This window comes from Companilactobacillus insicii, assembly GCF_003946015.1.
In the GTDB taxonomy this organism is placed as follows: domain Bacteria; phylum Bacillota; class Bacilli; order Lactobacillales; family Lactobacillaceae; genus Companilactobacillus; species Companilactobacillus insicii.
The window spans coordinates 49674-64521 of sequence record NZ_RHNU01000014.1; the positions used below are offsets into that span (position 1 = coordinate 49674).

At 32.1% G+C, this 14848-nt stretch carries 16 protein-coding genes; 7 read left to right on the forward strand and 9 right to left on the reverse strand.

Going from position 1 to position 14848, the window contains the following annotated elements:
* Nucleotides 1–7: 7 nt before the first annotated feature.
* The 4 genes from EKM79_RS06110 to EKM79_RS06125 form a co-directional block, all read right to left on the reverse strand.
* Nucleotides 8–1288: an alpha-amylase family glycosyl hydrolase gene (locus tag EKM79_RS06110; RefSeq protein WP_125566940.1), complete on the reverse strand. Its 1281-nt coding sequence runs from the start codon at nt 1286–1288 to the stop codon at nt 8–10.
* Nucleotides 1288–2964 carry an alpha-glucosidase gene (locus tag EKM79_RS06115; RefSeq protein ID WP_246005640.1) on the reverse strand — a complete coding sequence of 559 codons (1677 nt, stop codon included), beginning with the start codon at nt 2962–2964 and terminating at the stop codon, nt 1288–1290. The genes EKM79_RS06110 and EKM79_RS06115 overlap by 1 nt, the downstream gene beginning before the upstream one ends.
* 100 nt (nt 2965–3064) lie before the next feature.
* The gene (locus tag EKM79_RS06120) at nt 3065–4012 is read right to left on the reverse strand and encodes a LacI family DNA-binding transcriptional regulator (RefSeq protein ID WP_125566944.1); all 948 of its coding nucleotides are present in this window, start codon (nt 4010–4012) and stop codon (nt 3065–3067) included.
* Between the two features lie 125 nt (nt 4013–4137).
* A complete protein-coding gene (locus tag EKM79_RS06125) occupies nt 4138–4641 on the reverse strand; it encodes a DoxX family protein (RefSeq protein WP_125566946.1) in 504 nt (167 codons plus the stop codon).
* 414 nt (nt 4642–5055) lie between these two features.
* On the opposite strand from EKM79_RS06125, the gene EKM79_RS06130 reads away from it, so the two are divergent.
* The gene (locus EKM79_RS06130) at nt 5056–6279 is read left to right on the forward strand and encodes a glycosyltransferase (RefSeq protein ID WP_246005641.1); all 1224 of its coding nucleotides are present in this window, start codon (nt 5056–5058) and stop codon (nt 6277–6279) included.
* Nucleotides 6280–6734: 455 nt separating this feature from the next.
* On the opposite strand, the gene EKM79_RS06135 is transcribed toward EKM79_RS06130, so the two are convergent.
* On the reverse strand, nt 6735–7481 hold the full coding sequence (locus tag EKM79_RS06135; protein ID WP_125566950.1) for a TraX family protein: 747 nt from the start codon (nt 7479–7481) through the stop codon (nt 6735–6737).
* Between the two features lie 113 nt (nt 7482–7594).
* Between EKM79_RS06135 and EKM79_RS06140 the strand changes: the two genes are divergently transcribed.
* A complete protein-coding gene (locus EKM79_RS06140; protein ID WP_125566952.1) occupies nt 7595–7993 on the forward strand; it encodes a hypothetical protein in 399 nt (132 codons plus the stop codon).
* Between the two features lie 110 nt (nt 7994–8103).
* Here EKM79_RS06140 and EKM79_RS06145 read toward each other — a convergent pair whose 3' ends face one another.
* The 3 genes from EKM79_RS06145 to EKM79_RS06155 form a co-directional block, all read right to left on the reverse strand.
* The gene (locus EKM79_RS06145) at nt 8104–9021 is read right to left on the reverse strand and encodes an alpha/beta hydrolase (RefSeq protein WP_125566954.1); all 918 of its coding nucleotides are present in this window, start codon (nt 9019–9021) and stop codon (nt 8104–8106) included.
* Nucleotides 9022–9108: 87 nt separating this feature from the next.
* A complete protein-coding gene (gene pnuC / locus EKM79_RS06150; RefSeq protein WP_125566956.1) occupies nt 9109–9858 on the reverse strand; it encodes a nicotinamide riboside transporter PnuC in 750 nt (249 codons plus the stop codon).
* A 276-nt stretch (nt 9859–10134) separates the two neighbouring features.
* Complete coding sequence (locus tag EKM79_RS06155; RefSeq protein WP_125566958.1) at nt 10135–10698, reverse strand: peroxiredoxin; 564 nt, start codon at nt 10696–10698, stop codon at nt 10135–10137.
* Between the two features lie 119 nt (nt 10699–10817).
* Between EKM79_RS06155 and EKM79_RS06160 the strand changes: the two genes are divergently transcribed.
* The 4 genes from EKM79_RS06160 (at nt 10818) to EKM79_RS12210 (ending at nt 13266) form a co-directional block, all read left to right on the forward strand.
* Nucleotides 10818–11474 carry an HD domain-containing protein gene (locus tag EKM79_RS06160; RefSeq protein ID WP_125566972.1) on the forward strand — a complete coding sequence of 219 codons (657 nt, stop codon included), beginning with the start codon at nt 10818–10820 and terminating at the stop codon, nt 11472–11474.
* Nucleotides 11475–11489: 15 nt separating this feature from the next.
* Nucleotides 11490–12014 (forward strand): phosphatidylglycerophosphatase A family protein, encoded by a 525-nt coding sequence (locus tag EKM79_RS06165; protein ID WP_125566960.1) that lies wholly within the window; start codon nt 11490–11492, stop codon nt 12012–12014.
* Between the two features lie 143 nt (nt 12015–12157).
* Nucleotides 12158–12946 (forward strand): ion transporter, encoded by a 789-nt coding sequence (locus EKM79_RS06170; RefSeq protein WP_125566962.1) that lies wholly within the window; start codon nt 12158–12160, stop codon nt 12944–12946.
* A 152-nt stretch (nt 12947–13098) separates the two neighbouring features.
* The gene (locus EKM79_RS12210; protein WP_164506021.1) at nt 13099–13266 is read left to right on the forward strand and encodes a hypothetical protein; all 168 of its coding nucleotides are present in this window, start codon (nt 13099–13101) and stop codon (nt 13264–13266) included.
* A gap of 15 nt (nt 13267–13281) precedes the next feature.
* Here EKM79_RS12210 and EKM79_RS06175 read toward each other — a convergent pair whose 3' ends face one another.
* Entirely contained in the window at nt 13282–13707 is a 426-nt protein-coding gene (locus tag EKM79_RS06175) for a universal stress protein (RefSeq protein WP_125566964.1), read from the reverse strand.
* A 316-nt stretch (nt 13708–14023) separates the two neighbouring features.
* Here EKM79_RS06175 and EKM79_RS06180 point away from each other — a divergent pair, with 316 nt between their 5' ends.
* Entirely contained in the window at nt 14024–14746 is a 723-nt protein-coding gene (locus EKM79_RS06180; protein WP_164506022.1) for an SLAP domain-containing protein, read from the forward strand.
* The last annotated feature ends 102 nt before the right edge of the window (nt 14747–14848 follow it).

The window sequence follows — 14848 nt, forward strand, 5'->3', positions numbered from 1 at the left end:
AGATTTTTTAATATTCTATTATGATGGGATCATAGTCAACGGTCAACAATCCATGATGAATTTCAATGCTATTTTCAGTAATTAAATTAGTATATTTTGCATCAGGAAGGTTAATCTTTACGCGAGATGATTTACCCTTCAAGGTAAAGATACCTACACGAGTTTTATTATCTAACTTAAAGGTAACTTTAACAACATCATCATCCAATGCTTCGATATCATATGAACCCTTGTACTGAATCGCATCTTGACTTAATTCGTGCATACATTTGATCAATGAACTTATGTCAAGATTTGTATTCCAATTCAGCTTATCAATATCAAATAAACTTGGTTGATGCTTCATTCCTACTTCTTGACCAGCATATATCAATGTTGAACCTTTTTGGAAGGCTGAAAAAGCAGTCCAGTTAATTAAATCATTTTCATTAGGGAACAAGTGATGTGCTCTCGGCTGATCATGATTTTCTAAGCCACGCATTTTAATATAGTTTGCTGGATAAATCAATTCTTGCTGATTCAAGGATTCCACATAACGACTAAGCGTTATTTCTCCATTAATATAACTACGATAAATTTGATCAATATCGTAATCATAGGCAAAATCAAATGCACGATATATTTCGCCATCTGATGAAATCCAGTAACCCTTATTGCGAATTGCCCTTATATAGTCTCCACCAGTTGATTCAGCTAGCCACAAAATATTGTCATTAACTTTTGATACTTCTTGGCGAGCTTTTTCCCAGAATTGAATTGGAACTTGAGGAGCAACATCGCATCGGAATCCATCAACAATTTTTGCATACATCTTCAAGGTTTCAATTTGATAATCCCATAATCCTTGTTCAGAGTAATCTAATTCAGCAACATCACTCCACTCTGGATTCTTGTTATATAGATTTCCTTCATCGTCATGTAAGAACCATTCGGGATGTTCTTTAAGTAATACAGAATCTCTAGAAGTGTGATTGTAGACAATATCGATCATAACTTTCATCCCATGAGCATGAATAGCCTTTGCCAAATGTTCAAAATCGTTCCAGGTACCTTGAGATTTTTCAATCTTCCGATAATCACTAATTGCATACGGCGATCCGACATCACCTTTGCGATCAACTACACCGACAGGATTAATTGGTAGTAACCATATATAATCCGTACCAAGGTTCTTAATACGTTCAAGATCATTTTCCAGTGCTTTAAGAGTCCCCTCTTGTGTATGATTTCGTGTAAAAACACTATAAATTTGAACTTTTCTTAAATTTATATTTGTTTGATAAGCCATTAATCAATTCTCCCATCGTTGACCAATGCACAACATCCCCATGGATCAAGGTGAATTTGTCCATTAGTTAATTTTATATCTTGGTTTGACAAAGCTATTCGGCAATCAAATTTAACCGGTAAAGGATAATCGATACTCTTATTTGAAATATTAACTACCACTAAGCCATAATCATTACTAGTTCTACGTTCAAATACAAACAAATTATCATCGGTTTTTAACAAACGATAATTCCCCAAGGTAAAACAGTCAGTAGATTTTAAACGTAATAACTTTTCGTAAAAATTTAAAACACTGTTTGGATCACTTTGCTCCTGCTGAGCATTTTCTTCAGAGTGTTCCGCCCAATTCCATGGTTGAGCATTAGAAAAACCTACAAATTGTGAATCATCCCATTGAAATGGTCCACGAGCGGTCATTTCATCTTGATCATTCAGCAACTCCAAAATTTGTTCATCAGGAATATCTTTAGCACGTAAATTCTGAATCAAATCTACTGCTCGCTGATCATCAAAGTCCTCTAACTTTTCGTATTTCAGTCCATGCTGTCCAAGTTCCTCACCATAGTAAATAATCGGAATTCCTCGCTGAAGAAACATCATCACTGCCAATGATTTTTTAAGTTTATTATCATCAGTGGGCAAATTAAGTCGGTCAACAAAGCGACTAATATCGTGATTACCCCAAGTTAAAGCAGGAAAACTCGTATTTGCTAATACACTCTCCCACTTAACAAATGTATTTTTGAATCTGTTAAGTGATAACTTTCGAGGTCTAAAGAACTTAGGTACATCACCAAAGTTATCATCGTCATATACCTCACCAAAATTGTCAGAAGAAACGACCATGTCACAACCATTTTCCTCTGGTTGAGTATATTCTGCTGCTTGATAAGCATTTGCAGATGCTGCCTCTCCTAGCAAAAAAATATCCGAATTTTCTTTTTTTATTTGGCTAACAAACCCACCAAGATATTTTTTTAATTCGGGTAAATTAGCAAAGAAAGTATCATCGACTGGATATTTCTCAGAGTTACTCAGTGCCATCTGGCCCAAATCAGCTTTTGCCATATGAATAAAGGCATCCAGCCTAAAACCATCAACGCCCTTTTGAATCCAAAACTTTGCGATATCGGCCATTGAATTTTGAACTTCAACATTCTTCCAATTTAAATCAGGCATCTTCTTATCAAATAAATGGAAATAATAGTAATCACTGTCAGAATGGACTTTGGACCAAACACTTCCGCCAAAAAAAGATCCCCAGTTATTTGGTTCGTGGCCATTTACTTGTTTTTTCCAAATGTAATAATCCTTAAAAATACTATTTTTATTGGTTACAGCATCTCTAAACCATGGATGTTGATCTGACGTATGATTAATTGGCAAATCCAGTATTATATATATATTTCGTCTGTGTGCTTCTTTTAAAAGGTCTTCAAAATCATCTATTGTTCCCAAACTAGGATCAATTGCAAAATAATTAGATACATCATAACCATTGTCAACCTGTGGCGAAACAAAAATAGGATTTAACCAAATAGTATTAACACCGAGTTGTTCAATATAATCCAAACGTTGAATAATACCTGGCAAATCACCAATGCCATCGCCATTAGAATCTTGAAAACTTTTCGGATATATTTGATAAATAATTGCATTATCATACCATTTCATTATGTTTAAGCCCTCCTAACCGGTAACCGCTTCCAAACAAGTATAAAAAAATAAGCCCAATAATAATAGGGCTTACACAAATGTTACCGATAACATCTTTTTAATCTCTTAAAGTTCCACCAATACTTATCTTAGGTTCAAAAATCAAATTTCCTTGAGACATCTTTGAATTGATCTTGTCCAATAAGTTTTCACCACAAGCACTTCCCATCTCAATTATTGATTGTTTAACCGTGGTAATTTTTGGCGAAGCAACTTGGCTTAAGAATACTCCATCAAATCCAGTTACACCATAATCATCTGGAATAGAACCACCACAACGTGAAATGCCACGCTCAATTCCCATTGCCAAACGATCTGAGGCACAAATAAATGCGGTATTCGGTTCAATCTCTTTCCAATGTTCAGTAATAAACTCTTCTGCTAAATGACTGTGATTATCAAATCTATATAACTCTGGAATCATTTGATTTTCCTGAACTTGTTGAATATATCCCGCCTCACGAGAATACTCAAACGACTCTTTACTATCTATACCAATATAGACTAAGTGATCATATCCTCGTTCCAATACTAACTTAGCCATTTTATAAGTTCCAGCCTTATTATTAGTGTCTACATAATCCAGACCATATCGGTTTTCACCAAACATAATCAATGGTTTATCTAATTTTTTAATCCAATCAAGATCCTCTTTACGCATACCTGTAATAATATAACCGTCACAGTTACCAATATCAAAATTGCGACGAGTGACCAATTGTAATGAATATTGGTGCAAGTCTAGAGTCTTGGCAATTCCTACCATTAGGTTCATATAATAAGGTTCAGTCGTATCGATATCTTCTAAAATACACAACTTTACGATTCTTGTTGAATTGTTGACCAAAGCTTTGGCAATCAAATTAGGACGATAATCCAATTCCTTCATAGCTTGATAGACCAATTGTTTAAGTTCATTAGTAACCATATCTGGATGATTAATGACTCGTGATACTGTCATTTTTGAAACGTTGGCACGCTTTGCCACATCCATAAGTGTTGCCATACCTTACAACTCCCTTAATAAATATTTCCCTTATGCTTACAATTATACCAATTTGTTCTTTTCTGTTCATTATTATTTTTATATAAAAAAATTCCAATCCTAAAAATTAAGATTGGAATTACGAACTAATTAAAGTCTATTTCGGTTTTTTTCTTAAAAATATGCTTTCTCATCCATGGAATTACCCAATAATCCAAACCAATTTTACCGGCATTAAATCCAGCAAAGATAATAAACATTTCTAAGAAAATGTATTCAGGGTTTACTGAAACTGTTCCAGCTAACATGTATGAAAAATTCATCATCATTCCGAAGAAAGTTGCTGCAGTTGTTAAACATCCAAAAATTAGACCAAGACCAACTAAGAACTCTCCCCATGCGACCATGAAGCTAATTGCACCATTATTAGGTAGGATCATGTGTTGAATCATACTGTTAAACCAAGGATACAATACATTACCTTCTGGTCCCTTTACAGGATTCTTAACAACACCCATCAACATTCCTTGTGCTGAGAATCCACCAGTAATTTTACCCCATCCAGCGATTGCCCATTCAAAACCAAGATATATTCTAATAATTGCCAAAACAATCGAAGCATACTTATTACTACGTAAAAACTTAACCATTATTTCCCCTCCTTTGATAATATACAAATCATACTACTTTGAGATTATATACACAAAGAATTATTCTTTTATATAAAAAAATCATAATTATCAAAAAATCATCGAAATATGTATATACATCATTACAGAGGTAAATGCTGCTGTTATAGGATTAATCACAATAATCAAACATAGTAATATTTTAAATACATTATAAAAAATGATAATCAATTATTTCACTATATCCAATAACTAACGAACAAATTTATTTATCATCTTTTATCAAGATAAATTCTTCTATACATTTCAGCAACATATTTATGCACTTATTATTTGATAATTACCGTATACCCGACCAAAATAGTGCATCAAAGGGGTGGTTGTATGATTTTCTATATCGTTGCTTTAATCATATTTATGACACAATGCTTTCTGATGATATTCTCATTTTTTAATGATCAGTATCAAAAAACAAACTCTAATAATACAAATAAAAAAGAAAAGTTTTTTTATATCATATTAATTCCCTGTTTAAATGAAGAAAAAGTCATTGGAAACACTTTGAAACAGTTACTTGAAATGCAAATGGAAAAACATATTATAGTTATCGATGACGCATCCATCGATAACACAGTTTCAACGGTAGAAAATATATCTGGTCCTATTACTATCATTAAGCGTAAAAAACCTAATGCACAAATAGGTAAAGGAAGTGCATTGAATTCCGCAGTTCCAACAATTAAAAGTATTATTAAACAATCATCATTTGATCAAGCTCATTCAATCATCGGTGTGATGGATGCCGATGGTGTTTTGAGTTTCAATTCAAGTGTTGAACTAGATAATGCATTTGCAGATAAAAGCGTTGCTGCCGCTCAGTTACGAGTTAAAATGAAATCGCCAAAAACTATTTTACAAACTTTCCAAGATATTGAGTTTTTTGTTATAAATCATTTAACACAGTTGTTTAGATCGTATATTGATGCAACTGCACTTTGTGGTAATGGTCAATTCTTCAGAGCTTCTTCTGTTTTTGATAAACTCGGTGACAAGCCTTGGGGCAATGCCCTTCTCGAAGATTACGAACTAACACTGCGTATGAAATTAAAAAGCCTAAAAATAAAATACATTGGAAATGCTTATGTTGATCAAGAAGCACTTACTAGTCTTAAAAAATTAGTCGTCCAAAGAGCTAGGTGGTCACAAGGTGGATTCAACTGTTGGAAATACTTAAAACAAGTTATGCGTTCTAAAACCATGTCAAAACTACAAAAATCAGATGTTCTCTTGTTTTGTATAATGCCAATACTGAATATTTTGTCAGATATAACTATTATTATTTACACCGTAAAATTCTTCATAATTGACTCAGGAGATTTACTAAATGGATTAATAGACTTTTTCTTCCTCTCAATTTTGGGATTGTTATTTGGAGTTTTATTTACTGAATTGTACATACGTGAACTAAAGAAGACCGAAAAAAACGGTGTGATTATAAACCACACCGATTTCTTAAATGAACATTCGAATCTAGTAAAAAGATTAAGAGCCATTTTATTAGTTTCATATATGTATATAGTATTTTTTGTAAGTTTAATGATATCGATCTTTAGATTATCTAAAAATAATAATAGTTGGGTAAAAACTAAAAGAATTTAATTTCTTTTCCTTTTATTAATAAAATACAAAAACAATGCTGAACCCAATAGAGCGCTAATCAATAAACAAGGCAAATAATAGTTAGGTACGAAAATACTTTTACTAATTAATTGAAATATAGCCAACTTAAACATGTTTATCACCTCAAATTATTATTTATAGTGATTGTTACATGTTTAAACATATAATTCAAATAATCAAACTTATGACAAAAAGCAATTTTGCACGATTTAATTATATAACTTAAAAAAATAAGCTTAAAGCCGTATAGGCCTTAAGCTTATTTAATTACAAATTTAGCATATGATATGTAGTTTATATTTGATAAATGTTCAAACTCATCTATCAATATTAATTATTACGCTGATAAGTACTTTAGTAAATGGTTTATGGTGAATGTAACTGAATCGTTAGTTCAGTCTTACAATTTCGTAAGGTTGAATTCTTACCTTAATTTACTTAGCAAGATAATTAGCAACAAGGTGAATAATCCATAGATGTGCTGGATAAAAAATATAAAACAAATATTTCAATCGCGATGCATATTTCCATTGTTTGCCGTTATACAAATGCAATAATGGAACTATCAAAATAAAAAATAAGTTACTTGCGTTCATAGCAATACTATCATAAACACTAATAAGATTGCCGGTATCCATTACCGGTATAGTCATTGATAATTCAATAATACCGAAGAAAGCTGCTAATCCTAAATAAGATAAATCACGTTTTTTGACATTATCATATGTTAAATTAGTAATGAACATAAAAGGAAGTAACAAGAAACTACCTTCAAGTATTGGAATACATCCAATCAACATTAGTAAAAATGAAATGCATTTATTACGCTTGGATCCAGTATTCCATAACATGGTTATTGCCGCACCAACAGCCAGTGTTATAAAAATATTGTCTCCTAAGATGGACATTTTATAGTCTTGATTCAAGAATTGGTTCATAATGAAATTACCTAGGGCCATAAATACGCCCCAACCTGATAATCTAAGTAAATAATTTCGTTTACTATGTGTATATTTCAAGCCTTCTATAACTAAGTATCCAAATCCTACCGCAACAACACGAGTTATTAAATGAAACGTATCAGCCAAATATGGTGATATAAAATATGGTATGTGATCCAAGACCATTAAAAACATTAGTATCAATTTAAAAATTTCTCGATCGTACATAAATTTACGCATCCAATTATCCTCCAAAATATTTATCCTTAAAACATTATTTAGAAAATATGAAGATAAGTAAATAGACCTTTCACAAGTGTTAGCGGAAATGACGAAATCGTAAGGAGATCATAATGATGGCACCATTTAATGAATTTACATTAGCAATTTCAGCAATAATATTGGTAGTAACTACCATAGTCGGAGTAATCCTTTTGTCTACCTCAATCTTCAAAATAAATTCTTCCATGAAAAAAGCCGTTGATATTATTGAAAAATATCAACGACCATATCTGATCATAAATTTAGATGACACTAATTTGATCGTTAAAAACACTGGAAAATCAGTCGCCATTATTGATTCTATAATTATTAATAATGAAGAAAAATTAGATGAACTAACAGGAAAAATTATTAATCCAGAACAATCAATTCTAGCAAAAGGCAATTATAAAAGTCAGAAAAGAATTTTTATAGAATTAAACTATCATGATGAAAGCAAAATCTATAAAGACTCACTTCCCCTTAGATAATAGCAACATCTAATTCTAAAATTATTACTTATAGATAAGAAATTAAATCAGATTCAAAAGATTACCGATAATTTAAAAAGTGAGAAGTAAAATTAATTACGTCTCACTTTTTATTTGAAATACTTAGCAGCAAATGCTGTGGTTTCTTCGATGTACTTAGCTTTTTCTATACTATAAGCCTTACCATGCCCTGCGCCTTTAACAATCCACATTTTCTTTGGATTATTTGCATTCTTATAATTAGTATATATATTATCTGTAGGAACAAATGTATCCTTTGAGCCATGAATCAAGAATAATGGAACATGACTCTTCTTCAGAGTATTCTTGGTATTTGCCGCATAAAAGTTATACCCAGCAAATATTCTGGAATAGATAGCGGCTGTTTGAACCAATGGAAAACTTGGTAAATTAAACATTTCCTTCAATTGATAGTTCAACTCACCAGAAATAGTTGAATATCCGCAATCTTCAATTGCCCATTTAACGTTTTTGGGATGTTTGCCCAACGTATACATGACAGTTGCAGCACCCATACTGATACCATACATCCCAATTTCAGAGTTTTTACCATTTAGCTTATTAACTCTATCGATCCATTCTATAATATCATTACGATCCTTCCAGCCGTATCCAGCATATTGTCCTCCGCTCATACCAAAGGAACGATTATCAGGTGCTAAAACATTATAGCCAGCTTTATGGAATATTTTTACAAATGATCCCATATATTTACTTGCACTACCATAGCCATGAATAACTAGGACAGTTTTATTCGTTTTCTTTTTAGCTGGAAGATATCTAGCTTTCAATGTTAATCCATCTTTAGACTTTTCAGTCCAGATCTTTTGATTCTGTTGATCAAACCACTTATTATTTCCCTTTAATTCAGTGTTACCGGTTGTGCTACTATAACCACCCTTTTTAAAGGCATAATTAAATAGGTAAGCACCCCCGCCTAAATCAGCAATAATAAAAATCCCCAACAACGAAATCAATATTATTTTTATTATCTTTTTACCACGCATAAATCTAACCTGCTTCTTCGTAAATGTACTAATATAATATCATTTTAGCAAAAAAAAAGTTGAGTTTTCTACTCAACTTACAATAAATTAATTTAATTGTTGGCTAGCATCATCAGCGACGCTTGTTGATGATTCAACCTTATGGAACCAATGAATATGTGAATCGAAGAATGCAATCATATCGTTCATGAAATACATAATGTATGTTAGGAACAATACAGGACTTGCATCTCCTTGAGCCGCTGTAACACCCCAAAGAACGATTGACATAACACCTTGAATAGTCCAGAAATAATATTGCTCACGGAATCTTAATGTACATAATAAAGCACCCGTAAATCCGATAGCACTTGCAACTGAATCAATAATTGGCCTTGGACTTATAAATAGATGTGTATCCATTAAATATAAAAGTCCCCATGATGCGAAGAAGAATAAAGCTGTTAATAGCCATTTTGGAGCTGTAAGACCATGAATATGCTTTTCGGCATCTTTTGCCCATTGTGGACTGATCAAAACAGGAATATCCAAAAGGATAATATAACTTGTTTGTAAAATAACGTCAGCAAAGTTCTTAGCATTGATAGCTACGAAAATATAAATAAGTGCTGAAACTAATCCTAATACACCATTTAAGGGTTTTGCATTTGTAATTGCTACTGTACATGTAAATCCTAAAACACCGGCAAACCATGTTGCCACAGCAATACCGTTCATACTATGTGAAAGTGTTGAAGCTGTAATGGCACCTAAACCAAACATTAAAAGCATGTAACTTTTAAAACTCCATCCTTTCATTTGTTCAACATACCACTTTGGGCTAAAAATACTTGTCATTTAATTCTTCTCCTCACTTTTTAATACTTAATTTGTTCCCCTTTAAACGAACAACAAATAAAATATTACCACTCTGATTATGAATTTCCACGTTTTATTTAACGTGAAAATTCAAACAAATACGCTCCAAGTTGTCACAGCAAGGATTTAGACATTATATTAAATTTTTTATATTTTTTTGAAAGCGATACAATATATTGTATTTAATCGATTGATAAATACAATATATGGATTAGAGTAAAAAAATAATCCTGATAACAGGATTATTTTGGTTAATTAAATCTTACCAACTAAATCTGCTCCAGGAACAATAGTCTTCTCACCTGGATGCCAATTAGCTGGACAAACGTTATCACCATTTTCAGCAACAAATTGAGCTGCTTCAAGTGTTCTTAGAATCTCTTCTGCATTACGGCCAATACCCATGGCATTAACAGTATATGACTTAATTACTCCCTCTGGATTAATTATATATACGCCACGATATGCTTGACCACTTTCTGAATCAATTAAATCAAAGAAATCCGCCAATTGATGTTTTTGGTCTGCCAACATTGGGTATTCAATCTTACCAATACTTTCAGTATTTTCCGCCCATGCCATATGTGAAAATTCACTATCAACAGATACTGAATAAATTTCTGCATTATTCTTTTTGAAATCATCATAATGCTTCTCTAGATCTTGAAGCTCTGTAGGACAAACAAACGAAAAATCAGCTGGATAAAAGAATAAGATGGACCATTTGCCAAGTAAGTTTTGTTTATTGTAGCTTTGCAACTCACCATTGTGATATGCCTTGACATCAAAGTCAGGGATTTCCTTATTAATGTAATTCATAAGTTAAATACCTCCTAAGTTATGACTTTATTTTAATACAAATCTGCTATTAAACATAGTGACAACCTAATTGTCTGCTAAAATATATTATATAAATTTTAAAAGGAATGATACTGAAGATGGATATCAAAGAACAAATTAAAAAAATACGAGACTTTTCATATAAAAAAATGATAACTGACCGTACAGGGCACAACTTTGATCATATTGAACGTGTCGTAAAAATGGCAACTAGATTGTCTAAAGAAGAAAAAACTGATGAATTAATCACACTAGGTGCCGCATATTTACACGACGTCGCTGATGACAAGTTAGTGAATGATCCAAATAAACTAGAATCCGAAATAAAACAATTTCTGAAATCAATTGAATTAGAAGATAATCAAATAGATGAAATAATCTACATAACTCATAATTTGTCCTTCAGTAAATCACTTAGTCAAAATCCTCCTAAATTATCATTAGCGGGTCAAGTTGTCCAAGATGCTGATCGACTGGATGCAATTGGTGCTATTGGTATAACCCGTGCTATCTATTATGGTGGTGCTAACGCTGAAACAATTTATGACCCAGCAATTAAGCCTCGTGAGCAAATGAATAAATCTGAATATCGAAACCTCGATAATGAAACAATAATTAATCATTTTTATGAAAAACTGTTAAAGTTAACTAGTATGATGAATACACCAACTGCAAAAGAGATTGCTTTGCATCGTCAACAATTTATGTATGAATTCCTAAATGAATTCAAATCAGAATGGTTATCAGAAATATAATTATGGAGGGATTTTATGACATCATTTGATGAACAAGACAAGGAATACTATGAACATATTCTCAGAAATTTAAATGAACGTGGAGTTACATTGCCAGAAATTGCTGAAATCGTAATCTTTCTTGAAAAAGACTATGTTGATGGGCTTGACGAAGAAATATCAATTTATGCAATAAATAAAGTATTGCATAAACGTGAAGCACAAAATGCCATCATGACTGGTATTGAGCTTGATGTTCTTGCTGAAAAAGGTTTATTGTCATCTCCTATGGAACGAATAATGAAAACAGATGAGTCAACATACGGAATTGATGAAAATATGGCTATCACACTGGCCAGCCTATATGGTTCAGTCTCAGTCACTAATTACGGTTACGTTGATAAGCTAAAACATGGTATTCTAGCTAAGCTAAACGATAAATCAACAGGAAAAATAAACGTATTTTTAGATGATCTCGTTGGGGCAATTGCAGCAGCCGCTTGCGGTTGGTTAGCTCATAATGAAAATGAAGTAAGTAAGATGATAAGTGAAGGAAAATAAGAAATTTCTTATTTTCCTTTTTATTCATAATTTAATAAATATTATATTGAAATTGAATTTCATCCAATCAATAAATACGATATGATATTAAATGTAGAGAGTATTTGATCAGTATTATTAATACTTAAGTTAGAAGAATTAATATGAAAAAGTATAATAATATTTTACAAAACAAAAAACTTAGAGTTACATATTATGTTGTAATCATCATTTCAGGTTTATTATCATTGATCACATTGGTAATGAGTTATATACCAAATGCTAAACTCAACACACTACCTTATATAATGATAAACTATGTAACTTTAATTATATTCACCATTGATTATTTCACTAGGCTTATTCTTTCCAGGGACAAATTGAGATTTATCCGTAAGAACATTTTTGATTTATTAGCAATCGTACCTTTTAATACAATTTTTAGTATTTTTCGTGTCTTCAGAATTTTCAAAGTTTTTCAAGCATTGAGAATTTTTACATTAATAAGGTTTATGGGAACAGCCGGAAAACTTCAAAGACACTTCAGTAAGTTTTTGAAAATCAATGGTCTTATATATCTGATAATTATTTGTTTAATAGTATTAGTAACTGCGTCTATCATGTATTCCGTTGCAGAAGGTGCATCTCTTGGTGAATCATTCTGGTGGGCACTAGTAACAGCATCAACTGTCGGATATGGTGACGTTGCACCCAAAACAATTGTTGGAAGAATCGCCGCGGCATCTCTAATGATTGTAGGAATTGGATTTATTGGTACATTAACTAGCACAATTACTAATTATTTTACTCAAAATTCCAAACAACGAGATACTAATAAACTTGATAGGATTATCAAAAAGCTAGATAACCTATCCGTCGAAAATAAGGATTTACAAAATGAAATTAACGATCTAAAAAAACAATTACATGAGAATTCAGAAAATGATTCATAGGGGGAATCTTCGTGCGTTCTGGGGAAACTGTTTTAGACAAAATTTCAAGGGAATGTCTTATTCGTAAAAATCTTAAGGAAATCCCATTTATTCACTATTTTTCAAACGAATTTATGGAACGAAATACGCAGTACTTTTGTATCGAGGACTTTATGAAGACTATTGGTATATTTGATACTGACAGTCTTAAAGACGTTAACAAAGATGATTGGGATGATATTGTCAATCGAACCACAGTCTTTAAAGATTGGGACGACATGTTAAATAACGCTGGTTCAGAGTATTATCAATTGCATATGCAAAGGGGATTTGCCATATAAATGACAAATCCCTTTTTAGTCCACCAATAAAACAGCAACTTTAGCTTTTTCGATAACACGATGAGTTACTGACCCGATTAACAGATTTCGAATTGCATGTTTTCCTGTTTTTCCCATTATAATCAAATCTGCACCAGTATGCTTAGGAACCTCAGTGGCAATTAAACCACGGGGATCTCCCTTCTCTACTATCACATTATATTCTATATCAGAATTTTTTAATTGCTGTTCGGCTACTTTGACATGTTTCTTTACTTGTTCTTCGAGATCATTAATTAATGGTATGTTTGTTACACCTACACTCACGGGAATATTATTAGTATTAACTATTGCAACTAATTCAATAATTGAATTAAACTTTTTTGCTAATTCTATGCCGCAATTCAAGGCCCTGAATGATACTGGACTGCCATCTACGGCAACAACAATTTTTTTATACATGATTATTCTCCTTCACCATTAGTTAAGTTACTATATTAAGCTTATTTTATTGAGAAACAATCTACAAGAAATCAGCTAACGGACACAAAAAAAGAGATAAGGCGGTTTGACCTTATCTCCATATTAGTTATCGTGAAAACAGAAAATAATACGCAGTACATTTCTATACCGCAAAAACATCATAACACTTTAATATCTACATTTCATTGTATAAGTCTTAACTTAATGAACCTGTCACGTTAATGTAATAAAGTATACCAATTAAAATTTATCCATGATATATTAAATATGTAATTAAATTTTAGGAGGGTTATTCATGAAAAAGGGGATTTTATCAAGTTTAATTGCTGCTGGTATTATGGTAATAGGCTCATTACAACCAATACAAACAGTAAATGCAGCTATCCAAACCAATGGAAATATCAGTGGTTTAAAGGGTACCGTAACAACAAACAAGACCGCCCAAATTTATGCATTACGGGGAAATGAATTAATCAGGATAACTAACCGTGCGCTACGTTCAAATACTGGTTGGTTATTCAATAAAACCACAACAGGAACCGATGGACTAACATACTATCGTGTGGCAACAAATGAATGGGTTCCATCAAACTCAATTAAATCTAATTCATCAAATAACGGCAACAGTGTCGACGAGCCAACAGCATCAAGATCTTTAAAAACTATTTACATTGGTACTTGGGATGCTGCAACTGTAAACTATAATGGAACACGTACGGGAAATATCTTACCTGCACATTCATCATGGAAAGCATTTGCCGATACAGTAAATATTAATGGTCAAACATATTATCAAATTAGTTCAAATGAATTTATTTCGACATTTGATACCGCATCATCACCAACTGTTGGACAAAATATTGATACTAGTACAACCGGAAAAATTGTTGGAAATTCAGCTTCAAAGAAATATCATATGCCTTGGCAAAAAAATTATAAAATAAATTCCAGCAATCTTGTTTATTTCAACTCCGAACAAGAAGCAATTAATATGGGATATCATAAATCAAAAGTATAAAATTTCAAAAACGCCTCTGGCGTTTTTTTTATTATGCCTTTAGGCCCAGTTGAGTGCGCATAAGCGTGCGAAACAAAAAACCACCCGCTATGCGGGTGGGCA

Coding starts and splice junctions, on each gene's coding strand:
- pnuC (WP_125566956.1), bottom strand. CDS start 9,858: ATGACAAGTATTTTTAGCCCAAAGTGGTATGTTGAACAAATGAAAGGA.
- EKM79_RS06175 (WP_125566964.1), bottom strand. CDS start 13,707: ATGTATAAAAAAATTGTTGTTGCCGTAGATGGCAGTCCAGTATCATTC.
- EKM79_RS06135 (WP_125566950.1), bottom strand. CDS start 7,481: ATGCGTAAATTTATGTACGATCGAGAAATTTTTAAATTGATACTAATG.
- EKM79_RS12210 (WP_164506021.1), top strand. CDS start 13,099: ATGAAGACTATTGGTATATTTGATACTGACAGTCTTAAAGACGTTAAC.
- EKM79_RS06115 (WP_246005640.1), bottom strand. CDS start 2,964: ATGAAATGGTATGATAATGCAATTATTTATCAAATATATCCGAAAAGT.
- EKM79_RS06170 (WP_125566962.1), top strand. CDS start 12,158: ATGAAAAAGTATAATAATATTTTACAAAACAAAAAACTTAGAGTTACA.
- EKM79_RS06120 (WP_125566944.1), bottom strand. CDS start 4,012: ATGGCAACACTTATGGATGTGGCAAAGCGTGCCAACGTTTCAAAAATG.
- EKM79_RS06110 (WP_125566940.1), bottom strand. CDS start 1,288: ATGGCTTATCAAACAAATATAAATTTAAGAAAAGTTCAAATTTATAGT.
- EKM79_RS06140 (WP_125566952.1), top strand. CDS start 7,595: ATGATGGCACCATTTAATGAATTTACATTAGCAATTTCAGCAATAATA.
- EKM79_RS06155 (WP_125566958.1), bottom strand. CDS start 10,698: ATGAATTACATTAATAAGGAAATCCCTGACTTTGATGTCAAGGCATAT.
- EKM79_RS06180 (WP_164506022.1), top strand. CDS start 14,024: ATGAAAAAGGGGATTTTATCAAGTTTAATTGCTGCTGGTATTATGGTA.
- EKM79_RS06130 (WP_246005641.1), top strand. CDS start 5,056: ATGATATTCTCATTTTTTAATGATCAGTATCAAAAAACAAACTCTAAT.
- EKM79_RS06125 (WP_125566946.1), bottom strand. CDS start 4,641: ATGGTTAAGTTTTTACGTAGTAATAAGTATGCTTCGATTGTTTTGGCA.
- EKM79_RS06145 (WP_125566954.1), bottom strand. CDS start 9,021: ATGCGTGGTAAAAAGATAATAAAAATAATATTGATTTCGTTGTTGGGG.
- EKM79_RS06165 (WP_125566960.1), top strand. CDS start 11,490: ATGACATCATTTGATGAACAAGACAAGGAATACTATGAACATATTCTC.
- EKM79_RS06160 (WP_125566972.1), top strand. CDS start 10,818: ATGGATATCAAAGAACAAATTAAAAAAATACGAGACTTTTCATATAAA.